Origin of the sequence: Pannonibacter sp. (assembly GCF_051860505.1) — a bacterium.
Classification (GTDB): domain Bacteria; phylum Pseudomonadota; class Alphaproteobacteria; order Rhizobiales; family Stappiaceae; genus Pannonibacter.
In genome coordinates, this window is record NZ_JBHYDX010000006.1 from 145,324 (window position 1) to 162,028 (window position 16,705).

A 16,705-nucleotide genomic window follows, 5' to 3' on the forward strand; every position below is an offset into this window, starting at 1 on the left:
AAATACCTTACGCACTCGACCGGATTTTCGGGCTTCGATCGTCGGTCTAGGGTGGCACGGTCAGCAATCGGGAAGGTTCCGGACACCGGACGGGGTGTGGGGAGCCGGGACGCAGGAAAAAGGGTGGACGGACCCTCTGCGCCAGTTCCGAGCCTCGACTGGCAGCCATAGGAGGGAAAAATGGCTTATCTTGATCGCGCTCCCGACATGGACGTGTCCTATCGTGGACAGCTGAGCGTTCACCGCACTGGAGAAGCCTCTGCAACACTGTGCAGCTTTGGCGCCAAGTCCGTGCAGTTTCGCCCGCACGAAGTGGTTTATTTCGAAGGTGATCCTGCCGACCGGATCTTTGAGGTCGCGCGTGGAACCATCATGCTGTTCAAGCTCCTGCCGGACGGCCGCCGTCAGGTGGTCGAGATTCTGCGCACGGGCGATATTTTCGGCATTCCCAATGGCAGCGAGCAGGATTGCACCGCAGAGACCTTGACCGATGCCAAGGTCAACTCGCTTGATCTCAACCAGGTCGAGGCCTCGGCAGCCGTGCAGCGGCAGCTGACCAAATGCCTGATCGCGCAGATGCGGTCGCTGCATGAGCATGCGGTCCTGCTCGGTCGCAAGTCGGCAACTGAGCGCGTTGCGAGCTTCCTGATGCATCTCGTCCCCGAGCGTGGAACCAATTCCTGCGTCGGACCTGTTGATGAGGCCAATGACAGCCGCCAGGTCAAGCTGCACATGACACGCCAGGAAATTGCCGACTATCTCGGACTGACAATCGAGACCGTCAGCCGTGTCATTTCCGATATGAAGCGTCGTGGCCTGATCAACGTTGAACGCAACGACGAGATCCGCCTCAACAAAGTCTGTGCCGTGTGCCAACTCACCGGCAGACACTGACCTCCAAAACACAAAGCCCCATCGGTCAGGAGAAGAGCCAGTCCTTACGAGGGCTGGCTTTTTGTGTGGCCGTCCGGAGCGGGTGAAGCCATCTGGCATCGCTCGGATCCGGCCGCAAGCCGGCAGGTGAGCAAGCCCTCCATGCAGGGGCGCGGCTCGCAACCGTTCAGGGACTGGATCATTTGCCTCCAGTAGACTGCCCCAGTCAGACTGCCATGGAATGGCGCGGCGGCACGACCGAGGCAGCAGCCTTGCCCAAATAGGCGTCGAAGACAGCAGCGACGACGCGGACATAGGGCTGCGCCTCTTCCGGCACCTTGATGATGTCTCCCTCGATGAGGGCCAGGCCATCCTCCACCAGGGGCGGCAGTTTCGAGAGGCTTTCGCTAAGCCGCGCCTTGCACACCCGGTGCCTGGCCAGCACGTCGGCGAGGTCCACCTGGTAGTCGGTCATCAGCCGTTCGATGATTTCTCCGCGTGCCCTGTCCTCGGCGCTCATGGCAAAGCCGCGCTGGACAGGAAGCCGGTTGGCACCGAGCAGTCTTTCCCAGGCGCCAACATCCGGCGCATTCTGGACATAACCCTGCGGCAGGCGGCCGATGGACGACACGCCAAGACCAATCAGGGCTTCGCCCGTGTCGGTCGTGTAGCCCTGGAAGTTGCGTTTCAGTGTGCCGGCGGCGAGTGCAACGGCCATGCTGTCGTCAGGCAGGGCAAAATGATCAAGACCAACAGCCACATAGCCGCCGGCCAGCAGCGCCTCCCTTGCGATGTTGGCCATGTCCAGCCGCTCCGGCGGCGTCGGCAGCGCGGCTTCGTCGATCAGCCGCTGGTGCTTTTTCATCCAGGGCACATGGGCATAGCCGAACAGCGCGATGCGCGACGGTCGCAGGTCCAGTGTATGGGCGACCGTGTTGAGGATCGTCTGGCGGTTCTGATGTGGCAGACCATACATCAGGTCGAAATTGATCGCATCGAGCCCGGCCCGGCGCAGGTTCTCCACCGCTGTCCGCACCACCTCGAGGGGCTGCACGCGCCCGATGGCCAGTTGCACGCCGGGATCAAAGTCCTGCACGCCGAGACTGGTCCGGTTGATGCCGATGGCCGCCAGCGTGACGGCGAGATCGGCGGTCACATGACGCGGGTCCAGTTCCATCGCATGTTCAAGGCCTGGAACCAGATTGAAGACGACACGCATGAGGCCGGCAAGATCGATGAGACGCTTTGCCGGCAGGAGGCTCGGCGTGCCGCCCCCCCAGTGGATATGGTTGACCGGCCGGTTCCCCCCCAGGTGCCGGGCCACCAGTTCGATCTCGCTGGCCAGCGTGTGTGCATAGGCGTCAAGCGGCGCATCCTTGCGGCTGGCCTTGGTGTGGCATCCGCAATAGTGACAGATCTCGCGGCAGAACGGGACATGCAGATAGAGGGACAACGGCGTGTCCGCCGGCAGGTCCCGCAGCCAGGCGGCATAGAGTGTCCCGTCAACCCCGTCATTGAAATGCGGTGCGGTCGGGTAGCTGGTGTAACGTGGCACGTTGCGCGTGCCATAGGGGGCAAGTCTGTCGCTCATGCGACTGTGATGGCAGCAGGCAGCATGGCGCGCCTTGATCTGTCTCAACGGCAGACGCGTCTGCTCTTGTTTTAGCCCGTGCGAAAAGGCGATAGGGTCGCTATAGCTTCGCCTTCCCCTCGCGCCGTGTTTCCGGACTCATGCCAAAATCAGACAGTCTTGCCGTCCGCTTGCGGACGTTGTTGATCACCCTTTTCGTCGGAACACTCGGAGGTGGGCTGTTTGCGCTCGCGGGTCTTCCTGCTGCCTGGTTGTCGGGGGCGATGATTGCGGTTGCAGCCGCCGTGCTCATCGGCATGCCGAGCCACGTGCCCAACGGGTTGCGGGATGGTCTGTTTATGCTCCTTGGCGTCGCGATGGGCAGCGGGGTCACGCCGGAGGTGGTGGACAGGGTTGGCGATTGGCCGTTGTCGATGCTGGGCCTGTTTGTGGTCGTCACGGCGGTGATGGTTTCGACTTTTGCCTTTCTTCGCGGTTTCGCCGGCTGGTCGCGGGAAACATCCTACTTCGCGGCAATTCCGGGGGCCCTGTCGTTTGTCATCGCCCTGGCGTCGGATCGCGAGGCCGATGTTGCCCGGGTCGCCGCCTCGCAGACGATCCGCCTGTTCTTTCTGGTTGCCATTCTTCCAGGGGTGATTGTCGGCGCGACCCCGGCGGACCAGATCCCGGCTCTGGTGCAGCCGGCAATCGCGCCGCTGCCGCAGTTCGCGTTGGCGCTGGCCCTTTGCGTCCTCGGCAGCCTTGCAGCCGTTCGCCTCCGGTTTCCGGGTGGCTGGCTGACCGGTGCCTTTTTTGTCAGTGCGGCGCTGAATGGCAGTGGCCTCCTCAACACGCACGTGCCGGAACCCCTGATGATTCCCTGCTTCATTGCCCTTGGCGCGATGATTGGCACCCGGTTTGCTGACACCACGCCAATGGCCTTGCTCCGGTTGCTCGTTGCATCGGTTGGTGCCTTTCTTGTCGGGCTCTTCGTGTCGGTGTCCGGCGCTCTTCTGGTGGCCTGGGCGCTTGGGTTGCCCTTCGGCCAGGTGCTCCTGGCCTATGCGCCCGGTGGCCTTGAGGTGATGATGCTGATTGCTTTCCTGCTGGACCTCGACCCTGCCTATGTCGCGGCACATCAGCTTGCGCGCTATATCGCGCTGGTGCTGGTTCTGCCTCTGGTCACGCTGGTTGTTTTGGGCCGGCCTGCCCGCGAGTCGCAGGACGGCCCCACCGACCGGAACTGACTTCACGCAAAGCCGGTGTCCGCACAGACGAAACACACCGGAAGCCGGTGCGCCGGTGGCCCAATGTGCGACATATCCGGCGCACTTCACAGGGCCTTCGCCCAAGTGGCTGCGGCATCTCGCAGCGGTTGATTTGAATCAACGCAAACTGCCCGTCCCCATGCGCATGGTCGACCTTGGTTCGCTGGCACTCGGCCTGCGACACAGAAGACTGGGGCGGAAGAATGGCAAATTCAAAAGCCAAGCTGATTACGCTCGAGGAAGGCGGCTTTGCGCTTTTCCTCGTGCTGCTGGCCTTCGCCTGCCTGATTGTGGCGGGGAAGACATATGACCAGGTGATGGCGTTCCACACGTCCTTCGGTGCGCTCTGCGCGGCCGTTGGTGCGTTCGTCATCTTCAAGAACTATTTCACTGACGGTGGTGAGCCGATCCCGCAAGAGATCGACGGCAAGCCGAACTACAACATGGGGCCGGTCAAGTTTGGCTCCATCGCTGCCATGTTCTGGGGCATCGCTGGCTTCACCGTCGGTCTGATCATCGCGCTTCAGCTGGCCTGGCCGGCGCTGAACTTCGACCTGCCGTGGACCAATTTTGGCCGCCTGCGCCCGCTGCACACCTCTGCCGTGATCTTTGCCTTCGGCGGCAACGTGCTCATCGCCACTTCGATGTATGTGGTCCAGCGCACGTCACGCGCGCGCATGCCTGGCCGGATCCTGCCCTGGTTCGTGATCCTTGGCTACAACGCCTTCATTGTCATTGCCGGCACGGGCTATCTGCTCGGTGTCACGCAGAGCAAGGAATACGCCGAGCCGGAATGGTATGCCGATCTCTGGCTGACCATCGTCTGGGTCGCGTATCTGATGCTGTTCCTCGGCACGCTGTGGAAGCGCAAGGAACCGCACATCTACGTCGCCAACTGGTTCTACCTCGCCTTCATCGTCACCATTGCCATGCTGCACCTGGTCAACAACGCCACCATTCCGGTGTCGGTGTTCGGGACCAAGTCCTACATCGTGTGGGCTGGCGTTCAGGATGCGATGGTGCAGTGGTGGTATGGCCATAACGCGGTGGGCTTCTTCCTGACCGCCGGCTTCCTGGCCATCATGTACTACTTCGTCCCGAAGCGCGCCGAGCGGCCGGTCTACTCCTACCGTCTGTCGATCGTACACTTCTGGGCCCTGATCTTCATCTACATCTGGGCTGGTCCCCACCACCTGCATTACACGGCGCTGCCGCAGTGGGCCTCGACCTTGGGTGCGACCTTCTCCATCATCCTCTGGATGCCGTCCTGGGGTGGCATGATCAACGGTCTGATGACGCTCTCGGGCGCCTGGGACAAGCTGCGTACGGACCCGGTCCTGCGCATGATGGTGGTGTCAATCGCCTTCTACGGCATGTCGACCTTCGAAGGTCCGTTGATGTCGCTGCGCTCGGTCAACTCGCTGTCGCACTACACCGACTGGACCATTGGCCATGTGCACTCGGGTGCGCTCGGCTGGGTGGGCTACATTTCCTTCGGTGCGCTCTACTGCCTCATTCCGTGGCTGTGGCAAAAGAAGGGTCTGTATTCGCTGAAGCTGGTGAACTGGCATTTCTGGCTCTCCACAATGGGCATCGTGCTCTACATCTGCGCCATGTGGGTGTCCGGCATCATGCAGGGCCTGATGTGGCGTGCCTACGACAAGATGGGCTTCCTCGAATACTCGTTCATCGAGACTGTCGATGCGATGTTCCCCTTCTACGTCATCCGTGCTCTTGGCGGTGCCCTGTTCGTGCTCGGCGCTCTCATCATGGCCTACAATCTCTGGATGACCGTGCGTCATGGCGAGGCAGAAGTTGCCGAACGCCAGTCGGGCGGCGCCCTGGCCCCGGCCGAATAAGGGGAGGCGAGACATGTCTGCTTGGAAAAAACACGAAGTCTTCGAGAAGAACTCGATGATCCTGCTGGTTGGCATCCTGGTGATGGTTGCCATCGGCGGTCTGGTCGAGATCGTCCCGCTCTTCTATCTGAAGAGCACCATTGAAAAGGTGACGGGCATGCGGCCCTACACCCCGCTCGAGCTTGCCGGGCGCAACATCTACATCCGCGAAGGCTGCTACCTCTGCCATTCGCAGATGATCCGCCCGATGCGGGACGAGCTTGAACGCTACGGCCACTACTCCCTGGCAGCGGAGTCTATGTACGACCATCCGTTCCAGTGGGGCTCCAAGCGCACGGGCCCGGATCTGGCCCGCGTCGGTGGCAAATACTCCGACGAATGGCATCGCGATCACCTGGTCGACCCGCGCTCGGTCGTGCCGGAATCCATCATGCCGGGCTATCCGTTCCTGCTCGAGGCCAAGGTCGAGACGCGGGGTATCGCGGACCATCTCAAGGCCAACGTTATCGTCGGCGTTCCTTACACGGATGCGATGGTTGAAAGCGCGGCAGCTGACTTGGCGGCCCAGGCCAATCCGGACAGCGACGGCGTTGATGGGTTCCTCGAGCGTTATCCCAATGCTCAGGTGCGTGATTTCGATGGCAATCCGAAGGCCGTCACCGAGATGGATGCGCTGGTCGCCTACCTGCAGATGCTCGGCACGCTGGTGGACTTCTCGATCTACGACAACAAGGCCGACCTGCGCTGAGGAGACGACGATGAACGAGACTTACACCTCGCTGGCCGCCTTCGCCCAGACCTGGGGGCTCCTCTACTTCGTGCTCATGTTTGCACTGGTGGTTGCCTATGTGGTCTGGCCGAAGAACCGGAAACAGTTCGAAGACGCCGCCCAAATCCCGTTTCGGGAGGATTGATCCATGACTGACACGCACAAGAAGGAAGTCGACGCGCTCTCGGGCGTGGAGACGACGGGCCACGAATGGGATGGCCTGAGGGAACTGAACAATCCTCTGCCGAAATGGTGGCTCAACGTCTTCTACGCCTGCATTGTCTGGGCGATTGGCTACTGGATCGTCTATCCGTCCTGGCCGCTGCTATCCAGCTATACCACGGGCGTCATGGGCAACAGCCAGCGCGCTGATGCATTGGCGGCTGTGGAGGCCGGGCGGGCAGCACGAGCTGAACTCGGCACGAAGCTGGTGGACGCCACGCTGGAGGATATTTCCTCCACGCCGGCCCTCCTGGACTTTGCCATGGCGAACGGCAGGGCCGCCTTCGGCGACAACTGTTCGGCTTGTCACGGTTCGGGCGGTACCGGGTTTGTTGGCTATCCAAACCTGCAGGACGATGGCTGGATCTGGGGCGGAACCCTGGATGATATCCACACGACGCTGAAATACGGCATTCGCTCGGGTCACGACGAAGCCCGTATCGGCGAAATGCCGGCTTACGGCCGCGATGAACTGCTCGAGAAGGACCAGATCACCCAGGTGGCGAATTTCGTTGCCTCGAAAGCTGGTCTTGAAACCGAAGCCGGCGTTGATCTGGCAGCTGGCGAAGTCGTCTATCAGGAAAACTGCGCTGCCTGCCATGGTGAAGACCTGAAGGGCTTGCGTGAGTTCGGTGCGCCGAACCTGGTGGGCACCACCTACCTTTACGGGAAGTCCCTGGCAGCCATCAAGGCGCAGATCAACAACCCGCGCGTGGGGGTCATGCCGGCCTGGGAAGGCCGTCTTGATCCGGCCACGGTGAAGTCCCTTGCCGTCTATGTCCATTCCTTCGGGGGCGGCGAGTAAGGAAAAGCCTGTCACTTGACACGGTGTCGCAGGTTGATCGGCCTCAAGGCCGGCCAACCGGCACCGGGCTAGAGTGACAGCTACGAGCAAGAGCCGGGTCGGCCTGCCGCCGACCCGGGAACCTACCCGGGGTTCGTTGGGGCCGGCCCTGGACAGGAAAAGGACGGAACAATGCGTGTCGAGCCAGACGCCGCATCAGGCGGCAACGAGCCAGAAGAGTGGTTTGCCTCCGCGAAGAAGATCTATCCCATGGCAACCAATGGGACCTTCCGGCGGATCAAGTGGGCGCTGCTTTTCATAACGCTCGGCCTTTACTATTTCCTGCCATTCATCCGCTGGGACCGCGGGCCCAATGCGCCCGACCAGGCCATTCTTGTCGATCTGGAGGGTCGGCGTGCCTATTTCTTCTTCATCGAGATCTGGCCGCAGGAGGTCTACTACCTCACGGGTCTCCTGATCATTGCCGCGCTCGCATTGTTCCTGATGAATGCCGTCGCCGGACGTATCTGGTGTGGCTATCTTTGCCCGCAGACGGTCTGGACGGACCTGTTCATGTGGGTCGAACGCAAGATCGAGGGTGATCGCCGCGAGCGGATTGCGCTCGACAAGGCGCCCATGAGCCTGTCCAAGCTGGCCAAGCGCGCCGCAAAGCACACGTCCTGGCTGATGATTGCCTGGTGGACGGGCGGCGCCTGGGTGCTCTACTTTTCCGACGCACCGACACTCGTCTATGACCTTGCGACCTTTCAGGCACCCTGGGCAGCCTATATCTGGATTGCCATCCTGACCGCCACGACTTACCTGCTGGCGGGTTTCATGCGGGAGCAGGTCTGCATCTACATGTGCCCCTGGCCGCGCATCCAGGCCGCCCTGACCGACGAGAAGGCGCTCAACGTCACCTACCGTTGGGATCGCGGCGAGCCGCGTGGCCCGCTGAAGCGCAACAAGGAACTGGCGGAGCAGGGGCTTCCTGCCGGTGACTGCATCGATTGCGCACAGTGCTACCATGTCTGCCCGACCGGCGTTGACATCCGCGGCGGCCTGCAACTCGACTGCATCCAGTGCGGTCTGTGCATCGATGCCTGCGACAATGTCATGACCAAGGTTGGCAAGCCCACGGGCCTGATCGGCTATGACACGGATGAAAACATCCAGCGGCGCCTGGACGGCAAGGATCCGATCTATGAGATCGTCCGTCCCCGCACGGTCATCTATGCGGCTGTGATCGCCATTGCCGGCGCCATCATGCTCTACGCGCTGCTGACCCGCGACTTCGCCGGGATCAGCACCCTGCATGACCGCAATCCGATCTTCGTCACCCAGAATGACGGCAGCATCCGCAATGGCTTCACCGTGCGCCTGATGAACAAGCGGACCCATGACCGCAGCTTCCTGCTCAATGTCGAAGGCATGCCCGCCGGTTCGCGTATCGAGGCCGTCGGCATCGACCACTACTTCGAGGGGCGGCCCTATGTCGTGGTCGGCCCGGACCAGACCCGCGAAATCCGCGTTCTGGTCTATTCGCCGAAAGACGTGAAACTGGGATCTTCGACCCCGATCACCTTCCGTCTGACCGATACGGTCATGGGTGAGGTGGTCACCACCAAAGACTTCTTCAAGGCACCCTGAAGGGAGGGAGTAATGACCATCAACAGCACAGGTACCGCCGCAGCACTGGGCTCGGCACCGAATTCCGGCAAAGGCGGCAAGCCCTTCACCGGACGGACCATTCTCTTCTGGATACTCGGCTTCTTCGGCGTGATCTTCGCGGCCAATGCAGTCTTTCTCTACTACGCCATCGGGACCTTCCCGGGCACGGTGGTCGATAGTTCCTACAAGGCCGGCCTTGCATTCAACAGCGAAGTGGCGGCGGCCAAGGCCCAGGCTGACCGGGGCTGGCAGGTGGGAGCGCATCTCGATCGCAGCAACGGCGGGACCGCACGCATCACAGTGAACGCCAGTGATGCGGCGGGTGTCGCGCTGGGTGGCCTTGTCTTTACGGCAAAGCTGGCACATCCGACTGCAGCCGGTCTCGACCAGATGGTCGCGCTCGCTCCGCTGGAAGATGGCCGCTACACCGGAGTAACAGCCCAGCCGCTTGCGCCGGGCAACTGGAACATGGTCATCGAAGCCGAGGGGGCTGAAGGACGCATGTTCCGCTCGGAGAACCGCGTCTTTCTCAAGGACTGACGTGTTGATCCGGGACTGAGCTCAATTTGCACGGCAAGAGGACGGCTATGACGGTGCATATGCGAGACTGGGATGCCTTTGTTACGCCAGCGGCGGATGGCGGCGTCCACATGGATCTGGCGGTGGAGGGCATCACCTGCGCCGCCTGCATGGGCGAGATCGAACGCGGGCTTTCCCAATTGCCTGGCGTTACCCGCGCCCGCGTAAACCTGACCAGCCACCGGCTGGCTGTCGATTGGGACGCGGAACAAACGCCTGCCGATCTGATCGTCTCCACACTCGACCACATGGGCTACCGCGCCCATCCGTTCGACCCTGCCGCCCAGAAGGCACGCGAAGATCGTACCGGCCGCGAGTTGTTGCGCGCCATCGGCGTATCCGGCTTTGCCTCGATGAACATCATGCTGATGTCCGTGTCGGTGTGGTCCGGCAACGTTACCGACATCACGGACGAGACGCGCGACCTGTTCCATTGGGTCTCGGCGCTGATTGCGCTGCCGGCCGTTGCCTATTCCATTCGCCCGTTCCTGCGCAGCGCCCTTGCTGCCATCAGGGGGCGCCGGTTGAACATGGACGTTCCGATCTGCATTGGCGTGTCGCTGGCGGTCGGCCTCTCCGTCATCCAGACCCTGCAGAGCCAGCATCACGCCTATTTTGAATCGGCGACCATGCTGCTGTTCTTCCTTCTGGTTGGCCGCTATCTCGATCACAACATGCGCGGGCGGACCCGCTCGCTGGCCGAGAACATCGCCGCTTTGAAGGCGGAAGTCGCCGCCCGGATCGGGCCGGACGGCAGCGTGCGCGAAGTTCCCTTGTCAAAGATCGAGCCCGGTGACCGGGTTCTGGTCACCGCCGGTGAACGGATTCCGGTGGATGGCGTCATCGAGACCGGCCAGTCTGAAATTGACCAGAGCCTTGTGACCGGCGAAACGGCGCTGGCCGCCGTTGGTCCCGGCACCCGCGTCTATGCTGGTACGCTCAATGCGGACGGTGTGCTGGAAGTCAGGGTCTCCGTGGCCTCCGGCGCGACGCTTCTCGATGAAGTCAACCGGCTCCTGGAAGCGGCCGGACAGGCAAAGTCCCGATATGTCGTGCTGGCCGACCGCGCCGCCTCGATGTATTCACCGATTGTCCATGCGGCGGCCCTGATGACCTTTCTCGGCTGGACGCTCTACGGTCTTGGCTGGCAACCTTCGCTGATCATTGCGATTTCGGTTCTGATCATCACGTGCCCTTGTGCTCTCGGGCTTGCCATACCAGCCGTGCAGGTCGTGGCGTCGGGGCTTTTGTTCCGCGCTGGTGTGCTGATCCATTCCGGGGATGCCATCGAGCGGCTAGCCGCTGCCGATACCATCGTTTTTGACAAGACCGGCACCTTGACCCTGGCGCAGCCCGAGTTGCTCGAGCCTGTTGACGAGGCCGATCAGGACCTGGCCATGGCCGGCCGGTTGGCTCTTTCCAGTCGCCATCCGCTGGCGTTGGCGCTGGCACGGGCCACCGGCGCGACCCATCCGCTGAGCGGTGTCCTGGAAACCACCGGGGCGGGCGTCGAGGTGTCGCAGGATGGACAGATTGTTCGCCTCGGCAGTCCCGGATTTTGTGGGGTGCCGGAGACCCGGGTGGCTGAGGTGCTGGAGCGCCATGGCGATGCGTCTCTGCTGGCTCTTCGGGTTGGCTCGGACCCGGCTCGTCTGATCCCGATGCGCCAGAGCCTGCGTCCTGATGCGAGGCAGGTGATCTCCCTGCTGCTGTCGCGCGGTTACCGGATTGAAATCCTCTCCGGTGACCGTTCGGGGGCCGTCGAGGCGGCAGCTGCGGCATTGGGCGTCGTTCACTGGCGTGCCAGCATGACACCAGCGGACAAGATTGCCCGCCTCGATCAACTACAGGCAGAGGGCGCCACGGTTCTGATGGTGGGGGACGGTCTCAATGATGCCCCGGCCTTGGCTGGCGCACATGTGTCGCTCTCGCCGGTTACAGCCGTACACCTGAGCCAGGCGGCGGCAGATGCGGTCTTCCTTGGCGATGCGCTAGCCCCGGTCGCTGACGCGCTGTTGATTTCGCGGCGGGCCAAGGCGGTCATGATGCAGAACCTCTGGATCTCGGTGATCTACAACCTGATTGCGGTGCCGATTGCCGTCGCAGGCTTTGTCACGCCGCTGGTCGCGGCAGCCGCCATGTCCGGGTCTTCCCTGATCGTGACGGCAAACGCCTTGCGGCTCCGCCTCCTGCACAGCGGAGCCCGCATAGATGGGTAAAATCCGGAATGCGCAAGCCCCGCGAAAGCTCCGCCGCCAAGGATTGTCTGGTGAAGCAAGCACTTGTGATGCAGAATGGAACGCGTGGAGAGGGGGCTGCAGTCAGGATATGGGCGAGACAAGACGCTGAAGGCCTGGAGCCTGTGGAGTAAGAACCGTGGAAGTGCTGCTCTATCTCATTCCCGTCGCCGTCAGCCTGGGTGCGCTCGGCCTGTTCGGCTTTCTCTGGTCTTTGAAATCGGGTCAGTATGATGATCTGGAAGGGGCCAAGTGGCGGGTTTTGTCGGATGATGATTTGCCGGAGGCCCAGCGACCGGTGAAATTGCCGGACGCATAACACCGCCAGTCGACCCTTGGCGGCCTGGTGTCAGCCGATCAAAGTGGACAGCATCATGCTGGCCGAGACGACAATCAAAGCGACGCCCGACAGCAGTAGCGTGTTCTCGCGCGTGGGAAACTGAGCGGACGACGACGGGCGCACCTCGAAGGGAGTGCCGAAATTCGCTGCCTGCGTCTTGCTCTGGCGGCCGATGGTGCGCATGGCTTGCTCCGACATGGTGGTACCTTGAACATCCGTATTTTTGCTGTTCGTGTGAGCACCGTTGTAGGCCGGATTTTTGAAGGGGCAGTTAAGTCATATCGCTGTAATGTGTTAATCCCCGTAAACTTTACTGACTGTTAAATTCTTTCCAAGCAAATTAATGCCAAGTGATGGTGACTTTTGTATCTGATTGAGATTCAAAGCTTATATCGGATTTTGTCATGCCGGCAACAAGACGCGGGATCCGGCCGGAATTGCAATTGGAAGCGCGGAGGGGGCTCTTGAGCGAGTTTGAGCCCCGGCAAACGGTCCATCCCTTAATGGATCCGGCTTGTGGGTTAACACTTGGATTTCCTCGCCAGCAAATGCTTGGGGCCGACGTTCGGGACGACATTGATCGACCTCGTGGCAACGTGAACAAGCTGATCAGAACCGCGGGAAAACACGCGGTCCGGGCGAAACCAGGCACTAACCCTCTTTTCACGGTTTGCCGGTAAGACTCTGGCTCTGAACTGGAGGTCCTGGTGAGCGTAGATCTGGCTTCGCTGACATTTTTGCTCGTGGAGGATAGCGCGTACATGCGCACGATCCTGCGTACGATGCTGCAGGGGTTTGGCGCCCGCAGGATCGTCGAGGCCGAAGACGGGGCATCCGGTCTGGAAGCCATGGACCGGGCGAACCCGGATGTCCTTATTCTGGATTGGGTCATGCCTATTCTGGATGGTGCGGACATGGTGCGCATGATCCGCACCTCGAACAATCCGTTCGCCTATATCCCGATCATCATGGTGACCGGCCATACCGAGCGCAGTCGCATCATCGAAGCGCGGCGTCTGGGCGTACATGAACTGCTTTCCAAGCCGATTTCCGCCAAGGCGCTGTATCAGCGGGTATCGAACGTGATCATGAACCCTCGTGATTTCGTCAAGACGCCCAGCTACTTCGGCCCTGCGCCGCGCGAGATCCGCAATCGCCAGAAGATCTGGCAGGGCGGGGTTCGCCCGCCGGAACCGCGCAAACCGGGCGCTTCGACGCCCCCGGCGGACAATGGCGACGAGAGCGAAACGCTTGCCATCGGTTAAACGTCCTGTTGAGGTCAGGCTGCGAGGGCCGCGAACGGACGATGCGGTTCGCTTGGTTTGCCGGCTTCTCGTGCCAGATCACGGACAAATTCCTGGATGAGATCCAGGTCAACGGCATAGTTGCTGATCAGATAGCGGATGAGGCTTTGGGCCGGAAGATGCGCATAGCCTTCCGTCGCACGATAGAATCCCTCAAGTGTATCAATGCGCTTCTGCAATTCGACCATGGCAAATCTCCTGAGTTGCCGATGGGAAAAGTTTCCACTTTTATGGTTAATGACAGGTGTATGGCCCTGTCAGTTTCTGCAGGGAACGAGCCTTGTTCAAGCAAGGTATCGAGGATCCTCAACCGAGAAACCAGCGCCGGGCATTGTTGTAGCAAACGTCCCTGACGAGGTCGTCAGCGAGATCCCGGTCGTTCGGCATGTGTCCTTGTTCAACCCAAGTGCCGACCATGTTGCAGAAAAGACGGCGGAAATACTCGTGCCGGGGGAAGGAGAGGAACGAGCGGCTGTCGGTCAGCATGCCGACGAAGGTGGAGATGAGACCCATCTGGGCAAGCTGGGTCATCTGGCGCTCCATGCCGTCGAGCTGATCGTTGAACCACCAGCCGGACCCGGCCTGGACCTTGCCCGGAATGCTGCCGTCCTGGAAGTTGCCGGCGGTCGTCACGACCACTTCATTGCGTGTCGGATCAAGGGCATAGAGGATGGTGCGTGGCAACGAGCCGGTTTTGTCGAGCCGGTCGAGCAGCGCATTCAGCTCTGCGGCAATCGAGCGGTCGGCGATGGAATCTCCGCCGGCATCGGGGCCGAGCTGGCGGAACAAGGCGGTGCGATTGTTGCGCGTGGCGCCAATATGAAGCTGCATGACCAGTCCACGCGCGGCATAGGCACGGCCGAGGGCGACCAGCACAGCGCCGTGGAAATCGGCAATCTCGGCCTCGTCAAGGCCCTGATTTGCAAGCCGTTTTGCCAGGATGCCATCGAGCCGGGCCGCGCCGCAGTCGCTGCCGGCACGCAGGATCTCGATACCATGATCGGTGGCGATGCAGCCGGCGTCTATGAAATGGTCGAGGCGGGCGATAAGCGCGCCGGTCAGGTCCTCGAAGCTGCGGATCGGATGGCCGACGACGGATGCCAAGCGATTGATGTAGCTCGGGAAACCGTCCAGCTCGATCTTGAAGGCCTTGTCCGGCCGGAAACTCGGAACCATGCGGAAGCCGAGGCTCGGGTCGTCCTTGAGGGCGATGTGATGCTCGAGGCTGTCGCAGGGGTCATCGGTGGTGCCGACTAGCTCGACCTTCATCTGCCTGAGGAGGCCGCGGGCGGAGTGGCTGGGCTTGCCAAGTTCGGCGTTGGCGGCGTCCCAGATCGCGGCAGCGGACCCGGAATTGAGCACGGCTCCTGACAGTCCGAAGTAGCGGGCCAGTTCCAGATGGGACCAGTGATAGAGTGGATTCCCCAGTAATTTCGGCATGATAGAGGCGAAGGCGTCATACTTCTCGCGGAAGTCTGCCTCGCCGGTGATGCGCCTTTCGTCAATTCCCGCCCACCGCATCGCGCGCCACTTGTAGTGATCTCCTTCCAACCAGATGCGTCCGAGACTGTCCCAGGTGGTGTCGGCGGCGATCTGATCCGGGGGCAGGTGGTTGTGATAGTCGATGATCGGCAGATCGCTCGCGACCTCGTGGAAGAGGCGGCGGGCGGTGGCGGTGGCGAGCAGGAAGTCTGGGCCGAGGAAGGGCTGCATGTCAGGAGGCTTCCGGAAAACTGTCAGGAGAGGAGGGCGGTCAGGGCGGTGCGGGCACCGTTCTCACGCAGGCTGCGATAGCTGTCCGTGATGGCCGCGCGGACCAGCGCATCATGGGCGAGATCGTCCGGGAAAATCTCCGAAAGCTCAAGCATTGCAGCAACATAGCCAGGACCGTCCGGAACGGTCGCCACGATCTCGCTAAAGCGATCTGCCATCGGGTCCTTGACCGGAACCGGATTGCCGGCCTCGTCCGTGCCCCTGACATAAGCCATCCAGCCGGCGACAGCGAGGGCGAGCAGCGGAAAGGGCGTGCCGGCGGTTCGGTGCTGGCGGATCGAGGCCAGCAGGCGCTGCGGCAGCTTCTGCGAGCCGTCCATCGCAATCTGGGTGGTGCGATGCTTGAGGCGACTGTTGCCGAAGCGTGTCAGAAGATCGTCAGAATAGGCTTTTAGATCAAGGCCTTGCAGGCCTTCCAGCGTCGGGGCCTGTTCTCTCATCATCAACTGGCCTGCGGCCTTGGCGAACAACGGATCGGCCATGCAGTCCGAGATCGTCTCCTTTCCGGCCAGCGCGCCGAGATAGGCGAGGAAGGAATGGGCGCCATTCAGCATGCGCAATTTCATCGCTTCGAAGGGGGCGACATTTGCGACAAATTGCGCCCCTGCGCGGACAAAGTCAGGTCTTTGTGCGACAAAATCATCCTCGATCACCCACTGGCGGAAGGGCTCGCAGACGATGCCATTGATGTCGTCCGATCCGATCTCGCGCAGCAGCTGTTTCGACGGCTCGTCGAGAGCTGGAACGATCCGGTCGACCATGGTCGAGGGGAAGGAACAGTGTCCGGCAATCCACTCGGCCAGATCTTCGTCCAGCGCCTTCGCATAGCCGATGATCGTCGCCCGGGTCACGGCGCCGTTGTGCGGCAGGTTGTCGAGCGGCAGCACCGTGACGCCGGCCAGGCCGCTGTCGCGGCGCAGCCGGAGACCTTCGACGATGACGCCGATGGCGGTACCAGGCTGCCGGGGCGATGCGAGGTCGGCGATGATGCCGGGGTGGGCTGTGTCGAGATCGCCGCCGCGCGAGCAATAGCCCTTCTCGGTGATGGTCAGGCTGATGATCGACAGGTCCGGATGAACGAAGTGGCTGAAGAGGGCCGGCAGTCCGTCACGGGCCGGATGGCAGGTGGCAACGAGGCAATCGATGCGGCGGGCGGCAATCCCGCCATCGTCGGCGGCCGCGACCCAGAAGCGGCGGTCGGTGGCGTCGAGAGCAGAGAGTTCGTCCGCTCCGGAATTGAGGCGGACGGCGACGAGGCCCCAGTCGGCGGCCTCGCCAGGGCCGGCTTGATCAAGCGTCTCGTCGAGGATCGAGCAGAGGAAGGCGCGTGCGAAAGCGCCGAAGCCGAAATGCAGGATGCGCGGTTTCAGCATCCGCCGGTCATAGGCTGCGGTCTTGACCTGAACGACCTGTGTGGTGTCCGGGGCGGAGGGAGAAGGGGCGTTCATTGGCTTTC

General features: G+C 61.9%; 16 protein-coding genes. 11 read left to right on the forward strand and 5 right to left on the reverse strand.

Features of this window, described 5'->3' with window-relative positions; all coding sequences use genetic code 11:
- The first annotated feature begins 180 nt into the window (after positions 1-180).
- Complete coding sequence (locus ACTIFE_RS06280) at positions 181-894, forward strand: Crp/Fnr family transcriptional regulator (RefSeq protein ID WP_439528306.1); 714 nt, start codon at positions 181-183, stop codon at positions 892-894.
- A 205-nt stretch (positions 895-1,099) separates the two neighbouring features.
- Here the strand turns inward: ACTIFE_RS06280 and hemN are convergent, their stop codons facing one another.
- Positions 1,100-2,464 (reverse strand): oxygen-independent coproporphyrinogen III oxidase, encoded by a 1,365-nt coding sequence (gene hemN / locus ACTIFE_RS06285; protein ID WP_439528307.1) that lies wholly within the window; start codon positions 2,462-2,464, stop codon positions 1,100-1,102.
- 140 nt (positions 2,465-2,604) lie between these two features.
- On the opposite strand from hemN, the gene ACTIFE_RS06290 reads away from it, so the two are divergent.
- From ACTIFE_RS06290 to ccoS, 9 genes are all read left to right on the forward strand, one after another.
- Positions 2,605-3,690, forward strand: coding sequence for an AbrB family transcriptional regulator (locus ACTIFE_RS06290; RefSeq protein ID WP_439528308.1), 1,086 nt, complete (start codon positions 2,605-2,607; stop codon positions 3,688-3,690).
- Positions 3,691-3,914: 224 nt separating this feature from the next.
- Positions 3,915-5,570 (forward strand): cytochrome-c oxidase, cbb3-type subunit I, encoded by a 1,656-nt coding sequence (gene ccoN, locus ACTIFE_RS06295; protein WP_439528309.1) that lies wholly within the window; start codon positions 3,915-3,917, stop codon positions 5,568-5,570.
- A gap of 13 nt (positions 5,571-5,583) precedes the next feature.
- Positions 5,584-6,318 (forward strand): cytochrome-c oxidase, cbb3-type subunit II, encoded by a 735-nt coding sequence (gene ccoO / locus ACTIFE_RS06300; RefSeq protein ID WP_439528310.1) that lies wholly within the window; start codon positions 5,584-5,586, stop codon positions 6,316-6,318.
- A 10-nt stretch (positions 6,319-6,328) separates the two neighbouring features.
- A complete protein-coding gene (locus ACTIFE_RS06305; RefSeq protein ID WP_439528311.1) occupies positions 6,329-6,484 on the forward strand; it encodes a cbb3-type cytochrome c oxidase subunit 3 in 156 nt (51 codons plus the stop codon).
- 3 nt (positions 6,485-6,487) lie between these two features.
- Positions 6,488-7,366 carry a cytochrome-c oxidase, cbb3-type subunit III gene (ccoP, locus tag ACTIFE_RS06310; protein ID WP_439528312.1) on the forward strand — a complete coding sequence of 293 codons (879 nt, stop codon included), beginning with the start codon at positions 6,488-6,490 and terminating at the stop codon, positions 7,364-7,366.
- 171 nt (positions 7,367-7,537) lie between these two features.
- Positions 7,538-8,995, forward strand: coding sequence for a cytochrome c oxidase accessory protein CcoG (ccoG, locus tag ACTIFE_RS06315; protein WP_439528313.1), 1,458 nt, complete (start codon positions 7,538-7,540; stop codon positions 8,993-8,995).
- A gap of 12 nt (positions 8,996-9,007) precedes the next feature.
- Entirely contained in the window at positions 9,008-9,556 is a 549-nt protein-coding gene (locus tag ACTIFE_RS06320; RefSeq protein WP_439528314.1) for a FixH family protein, read from the forward strand.
- A 47-nt stretch (positions 9,557-9,603) separates the two neighbouring features.
- Positions 9,604-11,814 (forward strand): heavy metal translocating P-type ATPase, encoded by a 2,211-nt coding sequence (locus ACTIFE_RS06325; RefSeq protein WP_439528315.1) that lies wholly within the window; start codon positions 9,604-9,606, stop codon positions 11,812-11,814.
- A gap of 157 nt (positions 11,815-11,971) precedes the next feature.
- Entirely contained in the window at positions 11,972-12,151 is a 180-nt protein-coding gene (gene ccoS, locus ACTIFE_RS06330) for a cbb3-type cytochrome oxidase assembly protein CcoS (RefSeq protein ID WP_439528316.1), read from the forward strand.
- Between the two features lie 30 nt (positions 12,152-12,181).
- Here ccoS and ACTIFE_RS06335 read toward each other — a convergent pair whose 3' ends face one another.
- Positions 12,182-12,355, reverse strand: a complete 174-nt coding sequence (locus ACTIFE_RS06335; RefSeq protein WP_439528317.1) for a hypothetical protein — start codon at positions 12,353-12,355, stop codon at positions 12,182-12,184.
- A 545-nt stretch (positions 12,356-12,900) separates the two neighbouring features.
- On the opposite strand from ACTIFE_RS06335, the gene ACTIFE_RS06340 reads away from it, so the two are divergent.
- Complete coding sequence (locus ACTIFE_RS06340; protein ID WP_439528338.1) at positions 12,901-13,437, forward strand: response regulator; 537 nt, start codon at positions 12,901-12,903, stop codon at positions 13,435-13,437.
- 14 nt (positions 13,438-13,451) lie between these two features.
- Here ACTIFE_RS06340 and ACTIFE_RS06345 read toward each other — a convergent pair whose 3' ends face one another.
- From ACTIFE_RS06345 to ACTIFE_RS06355, 3 genes are all read right to left on the reverse strand, one after another.
- Positions 13,452-13,664 carry a hypothetical protein gene (locus ACTIFE_RS06345; RefSeq protein WP_439528318.1) on the reverse strand — a complete coding sequence of 71 codons (213 nt, stop codon included), beginning with the start codon at positions 13,662-13,664 and terminating at the stop codon, positions 13,452-13,454.
- A 118-nt stretch (positions 13,665-13,782) separates the two neighbouring features.
- Positions 13,783-15,189 carry a glucuronate isomerase gene (gene uxaC, locus ACTIFE_RS06350; RefSeq protein WP_439528319.1) on the reverse strand — a complete coding sequence of 469 codons (1,407 nt, stop codon included), beginning with the start codon at positions 15,187-15,189 and terminating at the stop codon, positions 13,783-13,785.
- Positions 15,190-15,212: 23 nt separating this feature from the next.
- Positions 15,213-16,697 (reverse strand): mannitol dehydrogenase family protein, encoded by a 1,485-nt coding sequence (locus ACTIFE_RS06355; RefSeq protein WP_439528320.1) that lies wholly within the window; start codon positions 16,695-16,697, stop codon positions 15,213-15,215.
- Positions 16,698-16,705 lie beyond the last annotated feature (8 nt).

Bases quoted from the DNA above. Each gene is read 5' to 3' on its own strand.
- ACTIFE_RS06280 (WP_439528306.1), top strand. From the start codon at position 181: ATGGCTTATCTTGATCGCGCTCCCGACATGGACGTGTCCTATCGTGGA.
- hemN (WP_439528307.1), bottom strand. From the start codon at position 2,464: ATGAGCGACAGACTTGCCCCCTATGGCACGCGCAACGTGCCACGTTAC.
- ACTIFE_RS06290 (WP_439528308.1), top strand. From the start codon at position 2,605: ATGCCAAAATCAGACAGTCTTGCCGTCCGCTTGCGGACGTTGTTGATC.
- ccoN (WP_439528309.1), top strand. From the start codon at position 3,915: ATGGCAAATTCAAAAGCCAAGCTGATTACGCTCGAGGAAGGCGGCTTT.
- ccoO (WP_439528310.1), top strand. From the start codon at position 5,584: ATGTCTGCTTGGAAAAAACACGAAGTCTTCGAGAAGAACTCGATGATC.
- ACTIFE_RS06305 (WP_439528311.1), top strand. From the start codon at position 6,329: ATGAACGAGACTTACACCTCGCTGGCCGCCTTCGCCCAGACCTGGGGG.
- ccoP (WP_439528312.1), top strand. From the start codon at position 6,488: ATGACTGACACGCACAAGAAGGAAGTCGACGCGCTCTCGGGCGTGGAG.
- ccoG (WP_439528313.1), top strand. From the start codon at position 7,538: ATGCGTGTCGAGCCAGACGCCGCATCAGGCGGCAACGAGCCAGAAGAG.
- ACTIFE_RS06320 (WP_439528314.1), top strand. From the start codon at position 9,008: ATGACCATCAACAGCACAGGTACCGCCGCAGCACTGGGCTCGGCACCG.
- ACTIFE_RS06325 (WP_439528315.1), top strand. From the start codon at position 9,604: ATGACGGTGCATATGCGAGACTGGGATGCCTTTGTTACGCCAGCGGCG.
- ACTIFE_RS06335 (WP_439528317.1), bottom strand. From the start codon at position 12,355: ATGCGCACCATCGGCCGCCAGAGCAAGACGCAGGCAGCGAATTTCGGC.
- ACTIFE_RS06345 (WP_439528318.1), bottom strand. From the start codon at position 13,664: ATGGTCGAATTGCAGAAGCGCATTGATACACTTGAGGGATTCTATCGT.
- uxaC (WP_439528319.1), bottom strand. From the start codon at position 15,189: ATGCAGCCCTTCCTCGGCCCAGACTTCCTGCTCGCCACCGCCACCGCC.
- ACTIFE_RS06355 (WP_439528320.1), bottom strand. From the start codon at position 16,697: ATGAACGCCCCTTCTCCCTCCGCCCCGGACACCACACAGGTCGTTCAG.